This window comes from Pseudomonas sp. zfem004, assembly GCF_032621715.1.
In the GTDB taxonomy this organism is placed as follows: Bacteria; Pseudomonadota; Gammaproteobacteria; order Pseudomonadales; family Pseudomonadaceae; genus Aquipseudomonas; species Aquipseudomonas sichuanensis.
Genome location: NZ_JAVYJF010000005.1, coordinates 1 through 19,177 on the forward strand (window position 1 = coordinate 1; position 19,177 = coordinate 19,177).

Below are 19,177 nucleotides of genomic sequence, written 5' to 3' on the forward strand. Positions count from 1 at the left end.
GAGGTGCTGCCATGGTTGGTCGGGGTGGTCATGGCAGCGCTCCCGTTTCGCGGCGGATCAGAGGGTAGAGCAGCTGGTTCAAGTAGACGCAGGTGTTCAGCAGGGTCTGGCGCTGCTCTTCGCTGTCGGTGTCGAAGTACATGTCGAGCACTTCGCGCAGGCAGCCCATCAAGGAGGTGGCTTCGGTGCGGGCGGCTTCGGGGGTGAGGTCGGGGGAGATGGTCAGGTAAGGGAAGAAACGGGGTGGGTCGGGGACGATCTTCTTCATGGCGAAACCTCAGTGCGTTCTGGGAGCCGCCATCTCGATCTTTCTCACGGATGAAGGTGGCAGCCGTACGCGGGGTGAGAAACCGGTGCACTGAAGCCGGCCAGACCGAAGTCTGCCCGCGCATGGCTGCCATAAACCTGAAGCCTTGGCAGTGCAGGTCGGGTTCTCACACCCGGTCACCAAATTTGGCGACCGGGTGAAGTTAGCCCTGAGGGATTTCCCCGACAACGCAGCAACTTCCGGCAGGCGCGTAGGATAGTTCCCAAGCCTTCTGGGCTGAAGCATTTGGTTGCAGGTTCGGAAATGTCTTACGGGTTGAGAGGTCCTGGCTGGCCACCGCGTCAGGGCGGCCAGGTGCCAGGCGAAAGCCTTGCAGCGCCTATGAGATCGAGCGCCGCCCGCGCGGCGCTTCGCGGGTAAACCCGCTCCCACAGTTTGTTTCGGGCCAATTACTCCTGTGAAAGTACCGGCGCCTGCCTTGGTGCTTGCCTTGAGTCATGTGGGGCGGCGGCAACGCCCACGCTGAAATTGTGTCGAGCCAACAAGGGGGACCAGGTAATGGCACAGGAGAGACTGGCCCGAAATAAACTGTGGGAGCGGGTTTACCCGCGAAGCGCCGCGCGGGCGGCGCTCGATCTTGTAGGCGCTGCAACTCTTTCGGCGAACACCTGGTGGCCCTCACCCAGCATCCCGGCGAACACCTGGTCGCCTTCACCCAATCATCTTGAAAGATCCAGCCTGCGCCTGCGCCCTCAAGCCGCCACCTCACTCTGCGGCTCAAAACTATCCGCCCGAGCCAACTGCCACATCCGCGAATAAAACTGCCCATTCACCTCCCCAGTCAGCAACTCCCCCGGCTTGAGGAACACATGCATCTGCGAGAACAGCTTGATCTCGGTCGCCGAAATACGCCGCACCAGATGCTTGGCCTCCAGCTGCGCCGGGTGTTCCAACCCCGCTGCCGCCAGCATTTCGGCCAGCGCGCGCAAGGTGTTGTGGTGGAAATTGAGCACCCGCTGGGCCTTGTCCGGCACCACCAGCGCCCGCTGACGCAGAGCGTCCTGAGTCGCGACCCCAGTTGGGCACTTGTTGGTGTGGCAGCTCTGCGACTGAATGCAGCCAATGGCGAACATGAAACCACGCGCCGAGTTGGCCCAGTCGGCGCCAATGGCCAGCACGCTGGCGATGTCGAAAGCGCTGACGATCTTGCCGCTGGCACCGAGCTTGATCTTGTCGCGCAGGTTCAAGCCCACCAGGGTGTTGTGCACGAACAGCAGGCCCTCGCGCAGCGGCACGCCGATATGGTCGGTGAACTCCACCGGCGCTGCGCCGGTACCGCCTTCCTTGCCATCGACCACGATGAAGTCGGGGAGGATGCCGGTTTCCAGCATGGCCTTGGCGATGCCCATGAACTCCCACGGGTGGCCCAGGCAGAACTTGAAGCCCACTGGCTTGCCGCCGGATAGCTCACGCAGCTGGGCGATGAACTGCATCATCTCGATGGGGGTGGAAAACGCGCTGTGGCGCGACGGCGAGATGCAGTCCTCGCCCATCAGGATGCCGCGGGTCTCGGCGATTTCCTGGGTGACCTTGTGCTTGGGCAGGATGCCGCCGTGGCCAGGTTTGGCGCCCTGGCTCATCTTGATCTCGATCATCCGTACCTGCGGGTTCCGCGCCTGGGCTGCGAAGCGCTCGGGGTCGAAGCGCCCGTCGGGGGTGCGGCAACCGAAATAGCCGCTGCCCAGTTCCCAGGTCAGGTCGCCACCGTGTTCGCGGTGATAGGGGCTGATGCTGCCTTCGCCAGTGTCGTGGGCGAAGTTGCCGAGCTTGGCGCCTTTGTTCAGGGCGCGGATGGCGTTGGCGCTGAGCGAACCGAAGCTCATGGCCGAAATGTTGAAGATCGACGCCGAGTACGGCTGGGTGCACTGCGGGCCGCCCACGGTGATGCGGAAACTGGCCGGGTCGGCCAAGGGCGCCGGGCGCATCGAGTGACCGATGAATTCGAAACCGGATTCGTACACATCGATCAGTGTGCCGAAGGGTTTGTCCGAGGCCTCGTTCTTGGCCCGGGCATACACCAGCGAGCGCTGGGCACGGGAGAACGGCAGGGCATCGCTGTCGGACTCCAGCAGGTATTGGCGGATTTCCGGGCGGATGGCTTCGACGAGGTAGCGGATGTTGCCGAGGATCGGGTAGTTGCGGCGTACCGCGTGGCGCTGCTGCAGCAGGTCGAACACGCCGATCAGGCTGAGCAACCCGGTGGCCAGGGTGAACGGCCACAACCACTCATGGTGGAGCAGCGGCAGGCTGGCGAGGGTGAACAGCACGCAGGCGGCGAAGAAGGCGTAGCGACTGAGAAGTGACAGGCTCATACGGGGTCCTTGCGAATGGCTCGGTCAGGCTCAGGGCCTGGGGCGAACCCCGACCATAGCCCGCTGGCCGGCCCATGGCCAGCCTGGTGCGGCGCAGGAAAAATGAAAATAAGGGTATCGAAAATCATTCGCGATAGATTATGTTATAAAGTATCAATTCAAATCCGAGGAGTAACCACCATGAAGGCAGGCATCCACCCCGCGTACCGCACCGTGCTGTTCCATGACACCGCTGCCGATGTGTATTTTTTGATCGGGTCGACCGTCGATACCGATCGCACCCAGCAGCACAGCGATGGCCAGACCTACCCCTACGTGGCGCTGGATGTGTCCAGCGCTTCGCACCCGGTGTACACCGGGCAGCAGCGCAAGACCACGGTGGAAGGGCGGGTGGCTGGGTTCAACAAGCGCTTTGCCGGGTTTTCCGGGAAGACCGGGCAGTAGCCGACTACCATCGCGGGGCAAGTCGCATCTGCGCACCGCCGCTCCCACGCTGTGGATTGCCCCCCAGTTCTACAGCGAACGGCGTGGGAGCGGCGGTGCGCCGATGCGACTTGCCCCGCGATGGCGTCAGTAGCCAGAGCGCAACAAGCGCTGGTGCCACAGCGTTTGTTCAGCCAACGGCACATCAACCAGATACTGATACTTCCCCGCCACCCGGCACGCCACCGCCACCCCATCCCGATACAGCAGCCGATTGCCGTTCACCGCCGGCACCTTGGCCCCCGGCAACAACGTGCCCACCAGGTTCAACGGATCGCAGCCACTCACCACCACCAGCACCCCGTCCGCCTCACGCCTGCGCACCTGGCGCAATACCCCGATGGCTTCGGGCAAGGCGAACTGCTCGCCGGCCAGCCCGGCGATAAAGCGCCCGCCGCGGATCTCACCGCGCGCTTCGAGGCGGTGATAGCAATGCAGCAACTCACGCCACGACGGCAGCACATCGCTTTCGCGCTCCAGCAGGCGCCAGCACACCACGCCGTAGCGACGCAGCAGGCTGCGGGCGATATGTTCCAGGCGCTGATCGATGTCCACTTCGCTGCCCGCGCGGCGCAGCAGCGCCCAGCGCCCTGCATGGGCCATGGAACTCGACAGCGGCGGATGCCCGCGTCGGCTGCTGCGCGAAGCGCGTTTGGCCGCCGGAGTGATCAGGCTGCGCAGGCCACTGAAACCGTCGGCGCTGGCCAGGCCAAAGCCGACCAGTTCCTGCAGTGCGGCTTCCAGCTCGCTGGGCAGCAGGTGAGCCTCGTGGGTCAGTTCGTCGAAGAACAGTGCGCCGTGGGCCTGCAAGCTGTGCAGCACGCGCTGGCCCCGCGGCGATAGCTGTTCGGGATCCGGCGTTGGCGCAAGGCTGCGCCACAGCCCAAGCTGCTCGCGTGGCAGCAGCACCAAAGGTGTGCTGGTCAAGGTGCTGGCCGAGGCCGTGGCCGCCAGCCGGCTCCAGGCCCACTGGCCGCTGCGGCAGGCGTCGTCCAGCCAGTGCGGGCTGTAGTCCTTGATCCGTGCCGGCAGCAGTTCCGCCTCCCAGGCGCCGGCAGCGGCCGGGAAGCCTTGAAGCTGGCCGAGCACCTCGCCCACGGCCTGCGGACCACGCAGGCGCTCTTCGCCGGCCAGGTGCTGCCAGTCGAACAGAAAACGCATGAAGTCCTGCAGGCTGACCGGTTCGATCTCGCGGCGCAGGCGCTTGACCGTATAGCGGTGGATGCGCGCCAGCAGGTGGCGTTCGCACCACTGCTCTGCGCGCTCACCCGGGCTGAATTGGCCGCGCAGCACGTAACCTTCGCCTTCCAGCCGGGCAAGGGCCTGCTCGCAGTCGCCCAGGGCGCAACCCAGCGGCGTGCCGATCTGGGCGAGGGTCAAGGGGCCGAAGCCGCTCAACCGGGCCCGCAGCAGTTCGCTCAGCGCGGTGTCCTGCGCATAAGGCTGGTCGAAGCCCGGGAGCACTGGCAACGCTGGCTGCAGGTGGGCGCCGGGGAATACTGCGCTGATCTGGCCAAGGCGCTCACGGGCCAGCCACATGGGCGGCCCGCCTGCCTGGAGCCGGCAGGCTCTGCCGGACTGCGCCAGTTGTTCAAGCAGGGCGATCCACCCAGGGTTCGCCTCTGCTTCGGCCTGGGTGATCACGCCCAGGCTCATCAGGGCTTCGTGCAGTTCATCGGTGGTGGCCGCGTGCGGCCAGGCCTCGGCCTGCACGGCGCGGATGGCGTCGATGTCCAGCGCACCGAGGTCGTCGCTGCTGTGTACCTCGTTCCAGCGGCGGTTGAGCACGGCCTGGGTACGCCGCTCTTCCAGCGGGGCATCGTCGAGGAAGGTGTAGGGGCGGGCGTTGAGGATTGCCGAGGCCAGTGGTGAAGGCGCCGGCAGGTCGCGGCTGAGCAGGCGGATGTCACCGGCCTCCATGCGCCGCAGCAGCGCCAGCCAGCCTTCGCTGTCCATGGCGGTGTGCAGACAGTCGTCAAGGGTCTGTTCGACCAGCGGGTGGTCAGGAATCTGCCGCTCGCCGACCAGGTTCTCCAGGCAGGCGATCTGGTCGGGGAATACGGCGGCTATCAGGTCTTCGCTCTTCATGCGCTGGATCTGCGGCGGAACCTTGCGCCCACCCACATATCGCGGCAAGGCCATGGCCACCGCCGCGCACCAGCGCCAGCGCACGCCGAACAGCGGCGCGTCGAGCAGTGCCTGGACAAGGATCGGCTCGGCGGTGCGGCTGTTCAGGTAACGCCAGACCTCGTCCAGTTCGAAACTGTGGCTGCTGGACAGCGACAGCACGATGGCATCTTCACTGGCCGCCGCCTGCAGCTCGAAATTGAACGTGCGGCAGAAGCGCTTGCGCAGGGCCAGGCCCCAGGCGCGGTTGATGCGGCTGCCGTAGGGCGAGTGAATGATGAGCTGGGTGCCGCCGGACTCGTCGAAAAAGCGTTCCATCACCAGGGTCTGCTGCGAGGGCAGGGCGCCGAGCACCTGCCAGGTGCGACCGAGGTAGTCGAGCAACTGCTGGGCGCAGCCTTCATCCAGTTGGTAGGTGGTGCGCAGCCAGCCCAGCGCCTGGTCGAAATCGCTGGCCTGCAGTTGTTCATCCAGGCGCGCCTGCAACCGGGCCACTGCGCCAGACAGCTCATCGCTGCGCCCGGGCGCCTCGCCGATCCAGAACGGAATGGTCGGTGGCTGGCCACGGGCATCCTCGACCCGTACCCGCCCAGGTTCTACCCGCAGGATGCGGTAGGAGGCGTTGCCTAGCTGGAAGATATCGCCGGCGATGCTCTCTATCGCGAAGTCTTCATTGACGCTGCCGATGTTCAGCGCCTGGGGTTCGAGCAGAACGGCGTAATCGGCGGTTTCGGGGATGGTGCCGCCGCTGGTCAATGCGGTCAGCTGGCTGCCGCGTCGCCCGCGCAGGCTGGCGCTGACCGCATCACGGTGCAGGTAAGCGCTGCGCACGCCCTGGCGGCCATTGAACCCGTCGGCGAGCATGCGCAACAGGGCCTGGTAGTGGCCTTGGTCGAGGCCGGCGTAGGGGGTGGCCTGGCGCAGCAGGTTGAACAGCGCGCGCTCATCCCAGGGCTGGTTGCTCACTTCGGCGACGATCTGCTGGGCCAGCACGTCCAGCGGCGCCGCCGGAATATGCAGCTCATCGAGTTCGCCCCGGCGCACGCAGTCGAGCAAGGCGACGCACTCGATCAGCTCGTCCCGCGAGGTGGGGAACAGCCGGCCCTTGGGCACGCCATCGACCTGATGCCCGGAGCGCCCGACCCGCTGCAAGAAGGCGGCGATCGAGCCGGGCGAGGCGATCTGGCAGACCAGGTCGACATCGCCGATATCGATCCCCAGCTCCAGCGAGGCGGTGGTGACCAGCACTTGCAACTCGCCGGCCTTGAGTTGCTGCTCAGCTTTGAGGCGATGCTCCTTGGCCAGGCTGCCGTGGTGCGCGGCCACGGCGTCGTTGCCCAGGCGCTCGCCCAGGTGCCGGGTGAGCCGTTCGGCCAGGCGCCGGGTGTTGACGAAGATCAGCGTGGTGCGGTGCTGGCGGGCCAGCGCGGCCAGGCGCTCGTAGACCAGCGCCCAGACATCGGTGGCCATGACCGCGCCCAACGGTACCGGCGGCACTTCGAGGGCCAGGTCACGTTGGCGCACATGGCCGATGTCGACGATGGCGCAGGGGCGCTGGTGGCCGACCAGGAACTGCGCGACCCGCTCCACCGGGCGCTGGGTCGCCGACAGGCCGATGCGCCGCAACGGCCGGCCTGCCAGGGCTTCCAGGCGTTCCAGAGTCAAGGCCAAGTGGCTGCCGCGCTTGTTGCCGGCCAGGGCGTGGATCTCGTCGACGATCACCGTGTGTACGCCGGCCAGGCCTTCGCGGCCCGAGGCTGACCCCATCAGCACGTACAGCGATTCCGGCGTGGTCACCAGGATATGCGGGGCCAGCTTGCGCATGGCCGCGCGCTCCTTCTGCGGGGTGTCGCCGGTGCGTACTGCCGTGGTGATGCGCGGCGCCTTCAGGCCGAGCTGCTCGAGCTGTGCGCTGATGCCTTCGAGCGGGGCCTCGAGGTTGAGGCGAATATCGTTGGACAGCGCCTTGAGCGGTGAGACGTAGACAACCTGGGTTTGCGCCGGTAGTTCGCCGTCGTGGGCAAGCCCCTGGCAGAACAGCTCGTCGAGCACGGCGAGGAAGGCGCTCAGGGTCTTGCCCGAGCCGGTCGGCGCGGCCAGCAGCATCGACTGGCCTGCATGGATCAGCGGCCAGGCGCCGGCCTGGGCCTCGGTGACCGTGGCGAAGCGTTGGCGGAACCAGGTGGCCACGGCGGGGTGGAACAGGCCGAGCACCGGGTGCTGGTGAGCGGGGAGGTTCATGGATTGGTTATGGAGGGTTGCAGGCGGATAGGCAAGGGGCCGTTCGTCTGTCTGTGCCGGCCTCATCGCGGGGCAAGCCCGCTCCCACAGTTGAGGATGGCGCGGTCCCTGTGGGAGCGGGCTTGCCCCGCGATAGGGCCGGAACAGGTATCCTGCGCCTCCCGACCCTCCGTGAGCTGCCCCATGCCCAACACCATCCACATCGCCGCCGCCCTGTTGCTCGACCCGCAAGGCCGTACCCTGCTGGTGCGCAAGCGCGGCACCCTGGCCTTCATGCAGCCGGGTGGCAAGATCGATGCGGGGGAGTCGGCGGCCCAGGCGCTGGCGCGTGAACTGCACGAAGAACTGGGGCTGCGCATCGACCCGGCCCAGGCCACGCACCTGGGCAGTTTCAGCGCCCCGGCCGCCAATGAGCCAGGCTTCGTGGTCAAGGCCGAGCTGTTCCGTGTCGACAGCGCCGAGGCCGTAACCCCGGCGGCAGAAATCGAAGAAGTGCTGTGGCTGGCCGCCAGCGACACGCCAGGCCTGAACCTGGCGCCGTTGACCCGTGATCTGATCCTGCCGCTGTGGCGCGAAGGCCTCAACGCACCGCGCTGACCCCGTCGAGGGTGGCGAACGAGGTGTCCTTGGCGGTCAGCAGGAAGTCGCGCATGTACGGCGCATCGAGCATGTCGGTGCGCACCGCCGCGTACAGCGTGGCGAACAGGCCTTTCTCGCCCAGGCGCTTGCCCTTCACATAACCGCGCGAGCTGTATTCGTGCAGCGCCCAGTGCGGCATGCCGCACACACCACGGCCGCTGGCCACCAGCTGCATCATCATCACCGTCAGCTCCGAGGTGCGTACCGCCGCCGGTTCCATGTCGGCCGGCTCGAGGAAGCGGGTGAAGATGTCCAGGCGGTCGCGCTCCACCGGGTAGGTGATCAGGGTCTGGTCGAGCAGGTCCTGGGGCACGATGTAGGGCTTGCTGGCCAGCGGGTGCTGATTGGCGACGGCGAGCATGGCTTCGTAGGTGAACAGCGGCACATAGGTGATGCCGGCCAGGTCCAGCGGGTCGGAGGTCACCACCAGGTCGAGGTCGCCGCGGGCCAGGGCCGGCAAGGGGGCGAAGGCGAAGCCCGAGGCCAGGTCCAGCTCCACTTCCGGCCAGGCGTCGCGGAACTGGTCGATGGTCGGCATCAGCCACTGGAAGCAGCTGTGGCACTCGATGGCCATGTGCAGGCGCCCGGCGGTGCCGCCGGCCAGCCGGGCGATATCGCGCTCAGCGCCGCGCAGCAGCGGCAGGGTGGCGTCGGCCAGTTGCAGCAGGCGCAGGCCGGCGCTGGTGAAGCGGATCGGCTTGGTCTTGCGCACGAACAGCGGCAGGCCCAGGCGTTCCTCCAGCTCCTTGAACTGGTGCGACAGCGCCGATTGCGTCAGGTGCAGGCGCTCGGCGGCTTCCACCAGGCTGTCGGCCTCGCGCAGGGCATGAAGGGTCTTCAGGTGACGGATTTCCAGCACAAAGGCTCCGTGAACAATATTTGAGGGAAAGCGGGATGGCGTTGAGTTTCCCTCATGTTGCCCCGGCCTGTCGACCGCCGCTTGGCAATGACCGCTCGGCAAGGTTCATGAAACTGTCACGGTTTTGTGGCAGCGCGCCCGAATGGATTTCATCAGACTCGCGCTCTACTGGGGATCTGCATTCTGGTGTTTTTTTCATGCGGGCTTTTTTACTTTTCTTCTTGTTGCTGATCAGCGCCTCGGCGAGCTTCGCCGACGACCGCTGCAACCCACAGGTGCCGGTGCAACGTGCCGAGCTGGGCGAGCTGAGCCTGGTCTACCAGAGCGTCGGCGCGCCGCGGGATCCGGCGTTGTTGCTGGTCATGGGCCTGGGCGGTCAGTTGATCCACTGGCCGGACGACGTGGTCGAGGCACTGTGCCGACAGGGCTTTCGGGTGATCCGTTACGACAACCGCGATGTCGGCCTGTCGCGCTGGAACCAACTGCCGGGCTCGGCCAACCTCACCCTCGAAGTGCTGCGCTACAAGCTGGGCCTGCCGGTTTCGGCGCCCTACAGCCTGACCGACATGGCCGGCGACGGTCTGCATCTGATGGATGCGCTGCAGATCCGCCAGTTCCATGTGCTGGGTGTGAGCATGGGCGGGATGATTGCCCAGCACATCGCGGCCATGGCGCCGGAGCGGGTGCGCAGCCTGACGCTGGTGATGTCCAGCTCGGGCGCGGCCGGGTTGCCGGCGCCGAATCCGGCGCTGGTGCAGTTGCTGGCGCGGCGCAATGCACCGAACCGGGCGGTGGCGATCGAGCAGCAGGCTGATCTACTGGCGGCCTTGGGCAGCCCGCAGGTGAAGGATGATCGCGCGGTGTTGCTCAAGCAGGCGGCGCAGGCCTATGACCGGGCGTTCAACCCAGAGGGCGTGCAGCGCCAGATCATGGCGATTCTGGCCGAGCCGAGCCGGGTCGAGTTGTTGAATCAACTGCGGGTGCCGACGCTGGTGGTGCATGGCACCGCCGACCCGCTGCTGCCGGTGATGCATGGGGTGCACCTGGCGGCGCATATCCAGGGCAGTGAGTTGCGCTTGATACCGGGGTTGGCGCATCGCTTCCAGGAGCCGTTCAAGCAGCCGCTGCTGGGGGCGGTGCTGCCCTACCTGCAGTCGCACCGGCAGGATGTGACGCATATCGCAGGGCTCTAGAACCTATCGCGGGGCAAGCCCGCTCCCACGCGATATCGTGGGAGCGGGCTTGCCCCGCGATGCTATTTCGATCCTTCAGTGCATCCGCACCCAAACGCTCACCAGCACCGTCGCCGCCATCAGCCAGGCCACCGTGGCCAGCGCCAGCGACGCCTCCAGGCGCATGCGGTCGACCAGCACATACAAGGTCGCCAGGTACACGAAGTACGGAATGATCGACCACATGCCAAACAGGATGGTGGTCTTCAGGTCCTCGATGCTGCGCCCCTTGCCAACGATGTAGTGGGCGATCAGGGCAAAGGTGGGAAACAGCGGCACGAGCCCTGCGATGTAGTAGTTGCGGGTCTTCGACAGGATGGCCAGCAGCACCACCACGCCGGCGCCCAGGGCCGCTTTGAATACCAGGTCCACGTTGTCTTTCCAGGTTGAGATTGCCGATCAGCCGAGGCCGTATTTCTTCACTTTGTCGAACAGCGTGGTCTTGGCCATGCCCAGCTCCTGGCTGGCCTGGCTGAGGTTGCCGCCGGTGCGCTGCAGGGCGTCGCTGAGCAGGTTGCGCTCGAACGCCTCTACCGCCTCGGAAAACCCCAGGCCCTGGCTGGCGCCGCCGCTGGGGCCCTTCTTGAAAGCCGGCAGGCCCAAGGCATGGCGTTCGGCGACGTTGCGCAGTTCGCGCACGTTGCCCGGCCAGTCGTGGGCCATCAACTGCGACAGGGTCTGGCTGTCGAGCTCCGGCGCCTCGCGGTCGAAGCGCAGCGCCGACTGCTGCAGGAAGTGCTCGAACAGCTGCAGGATGTCTTCACGGCGTTCGCGCAGGGGCGGCAGCTCCAAGGTCACCACGTTGAGGCGGTAATACAGGTCGCTGCGGAACTGGCCGCTCTGGCCGAGGGCGTCGAGGTCGGACTTGGTGGCGGCGATCACCCGGCAGTCCACCGGGATGCTCTGGTTCGAACCCAGGCGTTCCAGGGTGCGCTCTTGCAGCACACGCAGCAGCTTGATCTGCAGGTTGATCGGCATGCTCTCCACTTCATCGAGGAACAGCGTGCCGCCATTGGCGTGCTCGATCTTGCCGATGCGCCGTTTGCCGGCGCCGGTGAAGGCGTTGGCCTCATGGCCGAAAATCTCGCTTTCGAACAGGTTCTCTGGCAGGCCGCCGCAGTTCAGGGCCACGAACGGCTGGCCCTGGCGCCGGCTGAAGTCGTGCAGGCAGCGCGCGACCAGCTCTTTGCCGGTGCCGGTTTCGCCTTCGATCAGCACGTTGGCCGAGGTGTCGGCAACGTTGGCGATCAGTTCGCGCAGGTGCTCCATGGCCGGCGAGCGGCCAATGATCCGGCCTTCCAGGCTGCTTTGCTCGACCAGTTGGCGGCGCAGGGCGACCACTTCCCGGGACAGGCCGCGCTGCTCCAGCGCGCGGCGGACCACGTCGACCAGGCGCTCGGGCGAGAAGGGTTTTTCCATGAAGTCGTAGGCGCCGTTGCGCATGGCGCCGACCGCCATGTCGATATCGCCGTGGCCGGTGATCAGCACCACCGGCAGGCTGCGGTCGCGGGCCTTGAGGCGGTTGAGCAGCTCCAGGCCATCGATGCCCGGCAGGCGGATATCGCTGACGACGATGCCGGCGAAATCGTCGCCGATGCGTTCCAGTGCCTGTTCGGCGCTGCCGACGCCTTCGCAGGCGATGTCCTCGAGGGCCAGCGCCTGCTGGCAGCCGAGCAGCACATGGGGATCGTCTTCGACGATCAGGACCGTCAAGGGTGCTTGGTTCATAGGGACCCTTCGTTCATGGGAGCTCTGCGGATTCGGTGGGCGGCGTGGCCAGGGGCAAGGCGAGGACGAACGCAGTGCCGCCGCCGGCGGGGTGTTCGACGCTCAGGGTGCCCTTGGCGGCGGTGGCCAGGCTGGCCGACAGGGTAAGGCCAAGGCCCAGGCCATGCTCGCCCGGTTTGGTGGTGAAGAACGGCTCGAACAGGTGCTTGCGCGCTTCCGGGTCGATGCCGTGGCCGTTGTCGCGTACCCACAGGCGGTACTTGTCGCCCTGGGCTTCACCTTCCAGCCACAGCTGCGGCAGCGGCTGGGTGGCCATGGCGTCCAGGGCATTGCCGATCAGGTTGACCAGGATCTGTTCCAGGCGGGTCTGGTCGATGGCCAGCTGCTGATCGTCGAACTGGCGGTGCAACTGCAGGTGGCAGGCACTGATGCGGTTGCCCAGCACCTGCAGGGTGGCCTCGACGGCCTTTTCCAGCGAGGCCTGGCCGCGGTCGTCGCCGCGCCGGGCGAACGAGCGCAGGCTGGCGGTGATGCGGCCCATGCGGTCGATCAGGTCGTTCATGGTGCGCAGGTTGGCGCTGGCGGTTTCCAGCGCGCCGCGTTCAAGGAAGCGCACGGTGTTGCCCGACAGCGTGCGTAGTGCCGCCAGGGGTTGGTTCAGTTCGTGGGCGATGCTGGTGGACATCTGGCCGATGGCCGCCAGCTTGCCGGCCTGCACCAGCTCGTCCTGGGCCTGGCGCAGGGTCTGTTCGGCGTGGCGGCGTTCGCGGATCTGGCCTTTGAGGCGTTCGTTGCTGGCACGCAGGTCGGCGGTGCGCTCGGTGATCTTGCGCTCCAGGTGGCTGTTGGCCTCTTCCAGCGCCTCGCGAGCAGCCAGGCGGGTGGCAATCACCTTGCGTCGCTCGTTCCAGGCGATGGCCAGGATCGCCAGCAGGGCGAACGCCACGCCGACCAGGATGCCCTGCACCATGGATTCGCGGCGCAGGTCCTGCAGCGGGGTGAGCAGGGTGAAGTGCCAGGGGGTGTCGACCAGGCGCCGGGTCTGGGCCAGGTAGGTCACCTCGTGGGGCTTGCCGTGGGCGGTTTCGCTGTTGGCCGGGAAGGTCAGTTTCTCCACGCCATCGGCCAGGGTTTCGCGGGCCAGCGGTTGTAGCTCGTTGAGCGGCCACCAGTAGTACTGCAGGCTGCGCGCCAGGCGTTCCTTGATTTGCGGGTTCAGCGGGCGTACCGACTTGAGGCGCCGGGCCGGGTCGCTGGAGAGGATGATGATGCCGTTCTCGTCGCTGACGAAGGCTTCGAGGCGGGCGCGTTGCCAGCGCTCTTCGAGGGTGTCCAGGCGTACCTTGATCACGGCCACGCCGATGATCTTGCCGTGTTCTTCCAGGCCATGGGCCAGGTAATAGCCGGCCTCGCCGGTGGTGCTGCCGATACCGTAGAAGCGCCCGGGTTCGCCGCGCACGGCGGTCTGGAAGTAGGCACGGAAGGCCAGGTCTTCGCCGAGGAAGGAATCGGCGTCGCGCCAGTTGCTGGTGGCCTGCACCCGGCCGTTGGTGTCGAGGACGAAGATCGCCCGGCTGCGGCTGCGCCGGTTCAGGCCTTCGAGGTATTCGTTGACGGCCTGGCGATCACCGGCTTCGGGGTCGGTGAGCAGGCGCGAGACGCTGTCTTCAAGCTCCAGCAGGCTGGGCAGGTAGGTGTACTTGCTGATTTCGCTTTCGACCGTGCGCGCATGCAGTTCCAGCGCGCGCTCGCCGCTTTCGCTGAGGGTGCGGATGCCATTGCTCTCGCTGATCAGATAGCCAGCCATGCCCAGACCGACCATCAGCAGGATGACCAGGGGCGGCAGCAGCAATTGACGGATCAGGCGGGATTTCACGGCAGGCTGGGCAGGGCGAAGGAGCGAAGGGTCGCATTTCATCACAGTGGCCTTGTCACGACCAGCGTCCGCTGCCGGGCAGGCAGCGGACGTGGCTCACTCAGTGTTGCAGGATCTTGCTGAGGAAGTGCTGGGTGCGCTCGTGGCGGCCTTGCGGGTTGCCGAAGAAGTCATCCTTCTGGCAGTCCTCGATGATGTTGCCCTTGTCCATGAAGATCACCCGGTTGGCGACCTTGCGGGCGAAGCCCATCTCGTGGGTAACGCACATCATGGTCATGCCTTCATGGGCCAGTTCGACCATCACGTCGAGCACTTCGTTGACCATTTCCGGGTCCAGCGCCGAGGTCGGTTCGTCGAACAGCATGACGATCGGGTCCATCGACAGGGCGCGGGCGATCGCCACGCGCTGCTGCTGGCCGCCGGACAGCTGGCCGGGGTGTTTCTTGGCGTGGGCGCCCAGGCCGACGCGGTCCAGCAGGGCCAGGCCCTTCTTGGTGGCTTCCGCCTCGCTGCGACCGAGTACCTTGCGCTGGGCGATGGTCAGGTTCTCGGTGATCGACAGGTGCGGGAACAGCTCGAAGTGCTGGAACACCATGCCGACCCGCGAACGCAGCTTGGGCAGGTTGGTCTTGGGGTCGGCGATGGAGGTGCCGTCGACCACGATGTCGCCTTTCTGGAACGGCTCCAGCGCGTTGACGCACTTGATCAGGGTGGACTTGCCCGAACCCGACGGGCCGCAGACCACCACTACTTCACCTTTCTTGACCTCGGTGCTGCAGTCGGTCAGCACCTGGAAGTCGCCGTACCACTTGTTGACGTTCTTGATGGAAATCATACGGTGATCCTTTTTTGCAGGCGCTTGACCAGCCAGGAAGCGGAGAAGCTGATGAGGAAGTAGACGACACCGGCGAAGATCAGGAACTCATGGGAGCGCCCGATGATGTCGCCGTTGGAGCGCGCCGAGTTGAGGAAGTCGATCAGGCCCACGGTGTACACCAGCGAGGTGTCCTGGAACAGGATGATGCTCTGCTGCAGCAGCAGCGGGGTCATCTTGCGGAACGCCTGGGGCAGGATGATCAGGCGCATGCATTGGCCGTAGCTCATGCCCAGGGCTTGTGCCGCACCCATCTGGCCCTTGGAGATCGACTGCACGCCGGCGCGGACGATTTCGCAGAAATAGGCCGCCTCGAACATCATGAAGGCCACGACGCAGGAGGTGAACGCACCCACCGGGGTGTCTTCGCCGGTGATCCAGCGCAGCACGAAGGGCACCGCCAGGTAGAACCAGGTGATCACCAGCAGCAGCGGGATGGAGCGGAAGTAGTTGACGTAGGCACCGGCGACATTGGCCAGCAGCTTGCTCGACGACAGGCGCATCAGGGCGAGGATGGTACCCAGGGCAATACCGCCGACCACGCCCATGACCATCAGTTGCAGGGTCAGGACCATGCCTTCCCAGAGGGCGGGCAGGGCCGGGATGATTTCGCTGAAATCCATGTCCATTTACTTGCCCCCCACGGAGATCAGGCCAGGTACCGCAACTTTCTTCTCGACCATGCGCATGAGCAGCATCAGGCCCATGTTCAGGGTGAAGTAGATCAGTGTGGCGAGGGTGAATGCCTCGAACAGGTTGGCGGAGAATTCGGCGGTCTGCTTGGTCTGGGCCAGCAGTTCCATCAGGCCGATCAGCGACGCTACCGAGGAGTTCTTGAACACGTTCAGAAATTCCGAGGTGAGCGGCGGAATGATGATCCGGTAGGCCTGGGGCAGCAGCACGTTCATGTAGATCTGCGGCAGGCTGAAGCCCATTGCCCGACCGGCCGATTCCTGGCCGCGAGGCAGTGCCTGGATACCGGTGCGCACCTGTTCGCAGACACGGGCGGCGGTGAACAGGCCGAGGCAGATGACCACGCTGATCAGTGCCGAGGTGGTCGGGTTGAGGTCCTGCTTGAACCACTCCTGCAGGCTTTCGGGCAGCAGGTCGGGTACCAGGAAGTACCAGATGAACAGCTGCACCAGCAGCGGCACGTTGCGGAACAGCTCGACGTAGGCGGTGGCAATCCCTGACACCAGGCGGTTTGGCACTGTACGCATCACGCCGAGCAGCGAGCCCAGCAGCAAGGCGATGATCCAGGCGGAAATGGCGATGGCGATGGTCCAGCCCAGGCCAGTGATGTACCAGTCCAGATAAGTTTCGCTGCCCACGCCGGTGGACTTGAAGAACACGCCCCAGTCCCAGTTGTAATTCATCGGGATTTCCCCTCAGACGATTGTTTCACGGGCACCTTGATACATCCGGGGGCGTTCGACGCCCTCGGATGTAAAGGTTAGACACTAAAGAGTGGCCTGTCGGATCGAAACGTGCGCGCTGCGCACCAGGCCACTAGTTGCCTGGGATCAGGACTTCTTCTCGTCCGCCGCCTTGTCGGTCGGCTCGGCGATCAGCTTCTTCAGCTCGTCGCTCATCGGGAAGTTCAGGTTCAGGCCTTTTGGTGGGATCGGCTGTTGGAACCACTTGTCGTAGCTCTTGTTGACTTCACCCGACTTGAAGTAGGCGACGATGGCTTCGTCGACCGCTTTCTTGAAGGCCGGATCGTCCTTGCGCACCATGCAGCCGTAGATTTCGTACGACTGTGGGGTACCGGTGATGGTCCAGTCGCTCGGCTTCTTGGCCTTAGCCATCTCGCCGGCCAGCAGCGCGTCGTCCATCATGAAGGCCACGGCGCGGCCGCTTTCGAGCATGTTGAAGGCTTCGCCGTGGTCCTTGGCGGAGATCACGTTCATCTTCATCTGCTTGTCGGCGTTCATCGCCTTGAGGATGCGCTCGGAAGTGGTACCGGCGGTGGTCACCACGTTCTTGCCGGCCAGGTCGGCGAAGTCTTTATAGGAAGGCTGACCGTCCTTGACCTTGGTCAGCAGGCGGGTGCCGACTTCGAAGATGCCCACCGAGAAACCAACCTGCTGCTGGCGCTCGACGTTGTTGGTGGTGGAGCCGCACTCAAGGTCGACGGTGCCGTTCTGCACCAGCGGGATGCGGGTTTGCGAGGTGACGAGGTTGTACTTGACCTTGATGTCGGTGCCCAGTTGCTTCTTCAGGGCGTCGACCACAGCGATCTGGATGTCGTGGGAGAAGCCCACGGGTTCCGGCTTGCCGGCGAGGTAGGAGAACGGGATGGAGGAGTCGCGGTGGCCCAGGGTGATGGTGCCCGAGTCCTTGATCTTCTTCAGGGTGCCGGTCAGCTCTTCGGCCATGACGGGCGATGCGATGACTGCAGCCGCGATAGCGGCGCCCAGCAATTGACGAACGATGCGCATCAAATTTTCCTCGACGTGTTTGTTTTTTTTATGGAGCCGTTGGCGGACTCTTTCGTTCAACGAATACCGCAATGAAGCGGGTGCATTCGGCTACCAAGTGTAGAGCATGAGTCGTGCCAAGCTCTGGCAATGATCATAACGGCGCGAAAACACTGGGGATTAATCTTTTTTGACGGTATTGAAGCCGATTGTTTCGTGCGGATTTCCGAATGAGTGGTTATGTGTCGTTCGGAAATCCGAATGGTTGTGAGCGGCTGGGAGGCGGTGCGAGGGGGTTGGCAATTTATGTGGAACTTCAAAAAAGAACGCCCGGGCAAGCCCGGGCGTCGTCGAAGTGTCAGGCCGCACGCCCTCGCGTGCGCTGCTGTTCAGCCTGCTGCAGGTAATCGGCCAGCGCCTGCTGCTCGGCCGCGCTGGTGAACAGCCCCAGCTTGGTCCGGCGCCAGAGGATGTCGTCGGCGTCGACCGCCCACTCCTGGCTGCACAGGTAGTCCACTTCGCGGGTGAACAGGCCGCCACCGATGGCCTGGCCCAAGTCCTCGGGGCCATTCACGCCCTCGAGCAGGCGCCAGACGCGGCTGCCGTAAGTCACCGCCCAACGCTTGGCGATATCCAGCGGCAGCCAAGCATGGGTGGCCAGCAAGGCGTCCACCAGTGCCTGCACGCTGGTCATGCTTTCGCCGCCGGGAAGTGGCGCATCGGCGGTCCAGCTGCCGCGCATCTGGGTGAAGAACGGCTTGAGTTCGGCCATCGCCGATTCGGCCAGTTTGCGGTAGGTGGTGAGCTTGCCGCCGAACACCGACAGCAGTGGCGCTTCACCAGCTGCGGCGGACAGCGCCAGGGTGTAGTCGCGGGTCACTGCCGAGGGGTTGTCCGACTCGTCGTTGCACAGCGGGCGCACGCCGGAGTAGGTGTGCAGGATATCGGCGCGGCTCAACTGGTGGTTGAAGTGTTCGTTGACCACTTTGAGCAGGTAATCGGTCTCCTGCTCGGTGATCGCCACTTTGGCCGGGTCGCCGCTGTATTCGCGGTCGGTGGTGCCGATCAGGGTGAAGCGGTCCAGGTAGGGGATGCAGAAGACGATGCGCTGGTCTTCGTTCTGCAGGATGTAGGCATGCTCGCCTTCGTAAAGGCGCGGCACGATCAGGTGGCTGCCCTGGATCAGGCGGATGCCGTAAGGCGCGTCGAGCTTGAGGTCGTCCTTGATGAAACTGGCCACCCAGGGGCCGGCGGCGTTGACCAGGGCGCGGGCGCGGATGGTCTTCAGGCTGCCGTCGGCATGTTGCAGCTGCACTTCCCAGATGCCCTCGACGCGCTCGGCACGCAGGCAACGGGTGCGGGTATGGATGTGTGCGCCTTTCTCGCGGGCGGCCATGGCGTTGACCACCACCAGGCGTGCGTCGTCGACAGCGCAGTCGGCGTATTCGAAGCCGCGGGTGATGGCAGGCTTGAGCGGGTAGCCCGGGCCGAAGCGCAGGCCGCGCGAGGCGCCCAGGCGCTTGCGCTTGCCCAGGTGGTCATAGAGGAACAGGCCGGCGCGGATCATCCAGGCCGGGCGCAGGTGTGGCTGGTGCGGCAGGACGAAGCGCATTGGCTTGACGATGTGCGGGGCCTTGGCCAGCAGCACTTCGCGCTCGGCGAGGGCTTCGCGCACCAGGCGAAATTCGTAGTGCTCGAGATAGCGCAGGCCGCCGTGGATCAGCTTGCTGCTGGCCGAGGAGGTGTGCCGGGCCAGATCGTCCTTTTCGCAAAGGAACACCTTCAGGCCGCGCCCGGCGGCGTCTGCCGCGATGCCCACGCCATTGATGCCGCCACCGATCACGGCGAGGTCGTAGCAGTCGAGGGGTTGGGGCGAAACGGGCTGGGACACGGCAAGGCCTCCTGGGCTGTTCATATCGAATATGAACATTGATGTTCGTTTGCGAAAATACTAGCGCAATGAACAGGCGGCCGCCAGTGAGTCTTTATAGAAAAAACTGATCGGATGACAATTAAATGAACATTTACGAACATCGTGCGGGGCCGGCGAGCCGGCTC

At 65.2% G+C, this 19,177-nt stretch carries 15 protein-coding genes; 3 read left to right on the forward strand and 12 right to left on the reverse strand.

The genetic code is table 11. The features are described 5' to 3' along the window. Nucleotides 1-28: 28 nt before the first annotated feature. Nucleotides 29-268 (reverse strand): hypothetical protein, encoded by a 240-nt coding sequence (locus RTH46_RS06895; RefSeq protein ID WP_316905306.1) that lies wholly within the window; start codon nucleotides 266-268, stop codon nucleotides 29-31. Between the two features lie 752 nt (nucleotides 269-1,020). Then, a complete protein-coding gene (locus RTH46_RS06900; protein WP_316905307.1) occupies nucleotides 1,021-2,640 on the reverse strand; it encodes an FMN-binding glutamate synthase family protein in 1,620 nt (539 codons plus the stop codon). A 180-nt stretch (nucleotides 2,641-2,820) separates the two neighbouring features. Here RTH46_RS06900 and RTH46_RS06905 point away from each other — a divergent pair, with 180 nt between their 5' ends. Beyond that, on the forward strand, nucleotides 2,821-3,084 hold the full coding sequence (locus tag RTH46_RS06905) for a type B 50S ribosomal protein L31 (RefSeq protein ID WP_110995121.1): 264 nt from the start codon (nucleotides 2,821-2,823) through the stop codon (nucleotides 3,082-3,084). 126 nt (nucleotides 3,085-3,210) lie between these two features. Here RTH46_RS06905 and RTH46_RS06910 read toward each other — a convergent pair whose 3' ends face one another. Then, entirely contained in the window at nucleotides 3,211-7,491 is a 4,281-nt protein-coding gene (locus tag RTH46_RS06910; RefSeq protein WP_316905308.1) for a DEAD/DEAH box helicase, read from the reverse strand. Between the two features lie 183 nt (nucleotides 7,492-7,674). On the opposite strand from RTH46_RS06910, the gene RTH46_RS06915 reads away from it, so the two are divergent. Next, nucleotides 7,675-8,088, forward strand: coding sequence for an NUDIX domain-containing protein (locus tag RTH46_RS06915; RefSeq protein WP_316905309.1), 414 nt, complete (start codon nucleotides 7,675-7,677; stop codon nucleotides 8,086-8,088). Here the strand turns inward: RTH46_RS06915 and metR are convergent. Next, nucleotides 8,072-8,989, reverse strand: coding sequence for a transcriptional regulator MetR (gene metR / locus RTH46_RS06920; protein ID WP_125462838.1), 918 nt, complete (start codon nucleotides 8,987-8,989; stop codon nucleotides 8,072-8,074). The genes RTH46_RS06915 and metR overlap by 17 nt on opposite strands. 197 nt (nucleotides 8,990-9,186) lie before the next feature. Between metR and RTH46_RS06925 the strand changes: the two genes are divergently transcribed. After that, nucleotides 9,187-10,182, forward strand: a complete 996-nt coding sequence (locus RTH46_RS06925; protein ID WP_153786300.1) for an alpha/beta fold hydrolase — start codon at nucleotides 9,187-9,189, stop codon at nucleotides 10,180-10,182. A gap of 75 nt (nucleotides 10,183-10,257) precedes the next feature. Here the strand turns inward: RTH46_RS06925 and RTH46_RS06930 are convergent, their stop codons facing one another. The 8 genes from RTH46_RS06930 to glpD all read right to left on the reverse strand — a co-directional run bounded on the left by RTH46_RS06930 (nucleotide 10,258) and on the right by glpD (nucleotide 19,010). Next, nucleotides 10,258-10,593: a GlpM family protein gene (locus RTH46_RS06930; RefSeq protein ID WP_110995126.1), complete on the reverse strand. Its 336-nt coding sequence runs from the start codon at nucleotides 10,591-10,593 to the stop codon at nucleotides 10,258-10,260. Between the two features lie 27 nt (nucleotides 10,594-10,620). Next, nucleotides 10,621-11,949 carry a sigma-54-dependent transcriptional regulator gene (locus tag RTH46_RS06935; protein WP_279847669.1) on the reverse strand — a complete coding sequence of 443 codons (1,329 nt, stop codon included), beginning with the start codon at nucleotides 11,947-11,949 and terminating at the stop codon, nucleotides 10,621-10,623. A 13-nt stretch (nucleotides 11,950-11,962) separates the two neighbouring features. Next, the gene (locus RTH46_RS06940) at nucleotides 11,963-13,867 is read right to left on the reverse strand and encodes an ATP-binding protein (protein ID WP_125857622.1); all 1,905 of its coding nucleotides are present in this window, start codon (nucleotides 13,865-13,867) and stop codon (nucleotides 11,963-11,965) included. Nucleotides 13,868-13,925: 58 nt separating this feature from the next. Continuing rightward, on the reverse strand, nucleotides 13,926-14,660 hold the full coding sequence (locus RTH46_RS06945; RefSeq protein WP_153786298.1) for an amino acid ABC transporter ATP-binding protein: 735 nt from the start codon (nucleotides 14,658-14,660) through the stop codon (nucleotides 13,926-13,928). After that, on the reverse strand, nucleotides 14,657-15,328 hold the full coding sequence (locus RTH46_RS06950) for an amino acid ABC transporter permease (RefSeq protein ID WP_153786297.1): 672 nt from the start codon (nucleotides 15,326-15,328) through the stop codon (nucleotides 14,657-14,659). Before RTH46_RS06950 ends, RTH46_RS06945 begins: the two co-directional genes overlap by 4 nt. Next, nucleotides 15,329-16,075: an amino acid ABC transporter permease gene (locus tag RTH46_RS06955; protein ID WP_153786296.1), complete on the reverse strand. Its 747-nt coding sequence runs from the start codon at nucleotides 16,073-16,075 to the stop codon at nucleotides 15,329-15,331. It lies immediately after the preceding gene. 147 nt (nucleotides 16,076-16,222) lie between these two features. After that, a complete protein-coding gene (locus RTH46_RS06960; protein WP_153786295.1) occupies nucleotides 16,223-17,140 on the reverse strand; it encodes a glutamate/aspartate ABC transporter substrate-binding protein in 918 nt (305 codons plus the stop codon). Between the two features lie 337 nt (nucleotides 17,141-17,477). Next, nucleotides 17,478-19,010 (reverse strand): glycerol-3-phosphate dehydrogenase, encoded by a 1,533-nt coding sequence (glpD, locus tag RTH46_RS06965; RefSeq protein ID WP_316905310.1) that lies wholly within the window; start codon nucleotides 19,008-19,010, stop codon nucleotides 17,478-17,480. Nucleotides 19,011-19,177 lie beyond the last annotated feature (167 nt).

Coding starts and splice junctions, on each gene's coding strand:
- RTH46_RS06910 (WP_316905308.1), bottom strand. CDS start 7,491: ATGAACCTCCCCGCTCACCAGCACCCGGTGCTCGGCCTGTTCCACCCC.
- RTH46_RS06925 (WP_153786300.1), top strand. CDS start 9,187: ATGCGGGCTTTTTTACTTTTCTTCTTGTTGCTGATCAGCGCCTCGGCG.
- RTH46_RS06940 (WP_125857622.1), bottom strand. CDS start 13,867: ATGAAATGCGACCCTTCGCTCCTTCGCCCTGCCCAGCCTGCCGTGAAA.
- RTH46_RS06900 (WP_316905307.1), bottom strand. CDS start 2,640: ATGAGCCTGTCACTTCTCAGTCGCTACGCCTTCTTCGCCGCCTGCGTG.
- RTH46_RS06960 (WP_153786295.1), bottom strand. CDS start 17,140: ATGCGCATCGTTCGTCAATTGCTGGGCGCCGCTATCGCGGCTGCAGTC.
- RTH46_RS06905 (WP_110995121.1), top strand. CDS start 2,821: ATGAAGGCAGGCATCCACCCCGCGTACCGCACCGTGCTGTTCCATGAC.
- RTH46_RS06945 (WP_153786298.1), bottom strand. CDS start 14,660: ATGATTTCCATCAAGAACGTCAACAAGTGGTACGGCGACTTCCAGGTG.
- RTH46_RS06950 (WP_153786297.1), bottom strand. CDS start 15,328: ATGGACATGGATTTCAGCGAAATCATCCCGGCCCTGCCCGCCCTCTGG.
- RTH46_RS06955 (WP_153786296.1), bottom strand. CDS start 16,075: ATGAATTACAACTGGGACTGGGGCGTGTTCTTCAAGTCCACCGGCGTG.
- RTH46_RS06895 (WP_316905306.1), bottom strand. CDS start 268: ATGAAGAAGATCGTCCCCGACCCACCCCGTTTCTTCCCTTACCTGACC.
- RTH46_RS06915 (WP_316905309.1), top strand. CDS start 7,675: ATGCCCAACACCATCCACATCGCCGCCGCCCTGTTGCTCGACCCGCAA.
- RTH46_RS06935 (WP_279847669.1), bottom strand. CDS start 11,949: ATGAACCAAGCACCCTTGACGGTCCTGATCGTCGAAGACGATCCCCAT.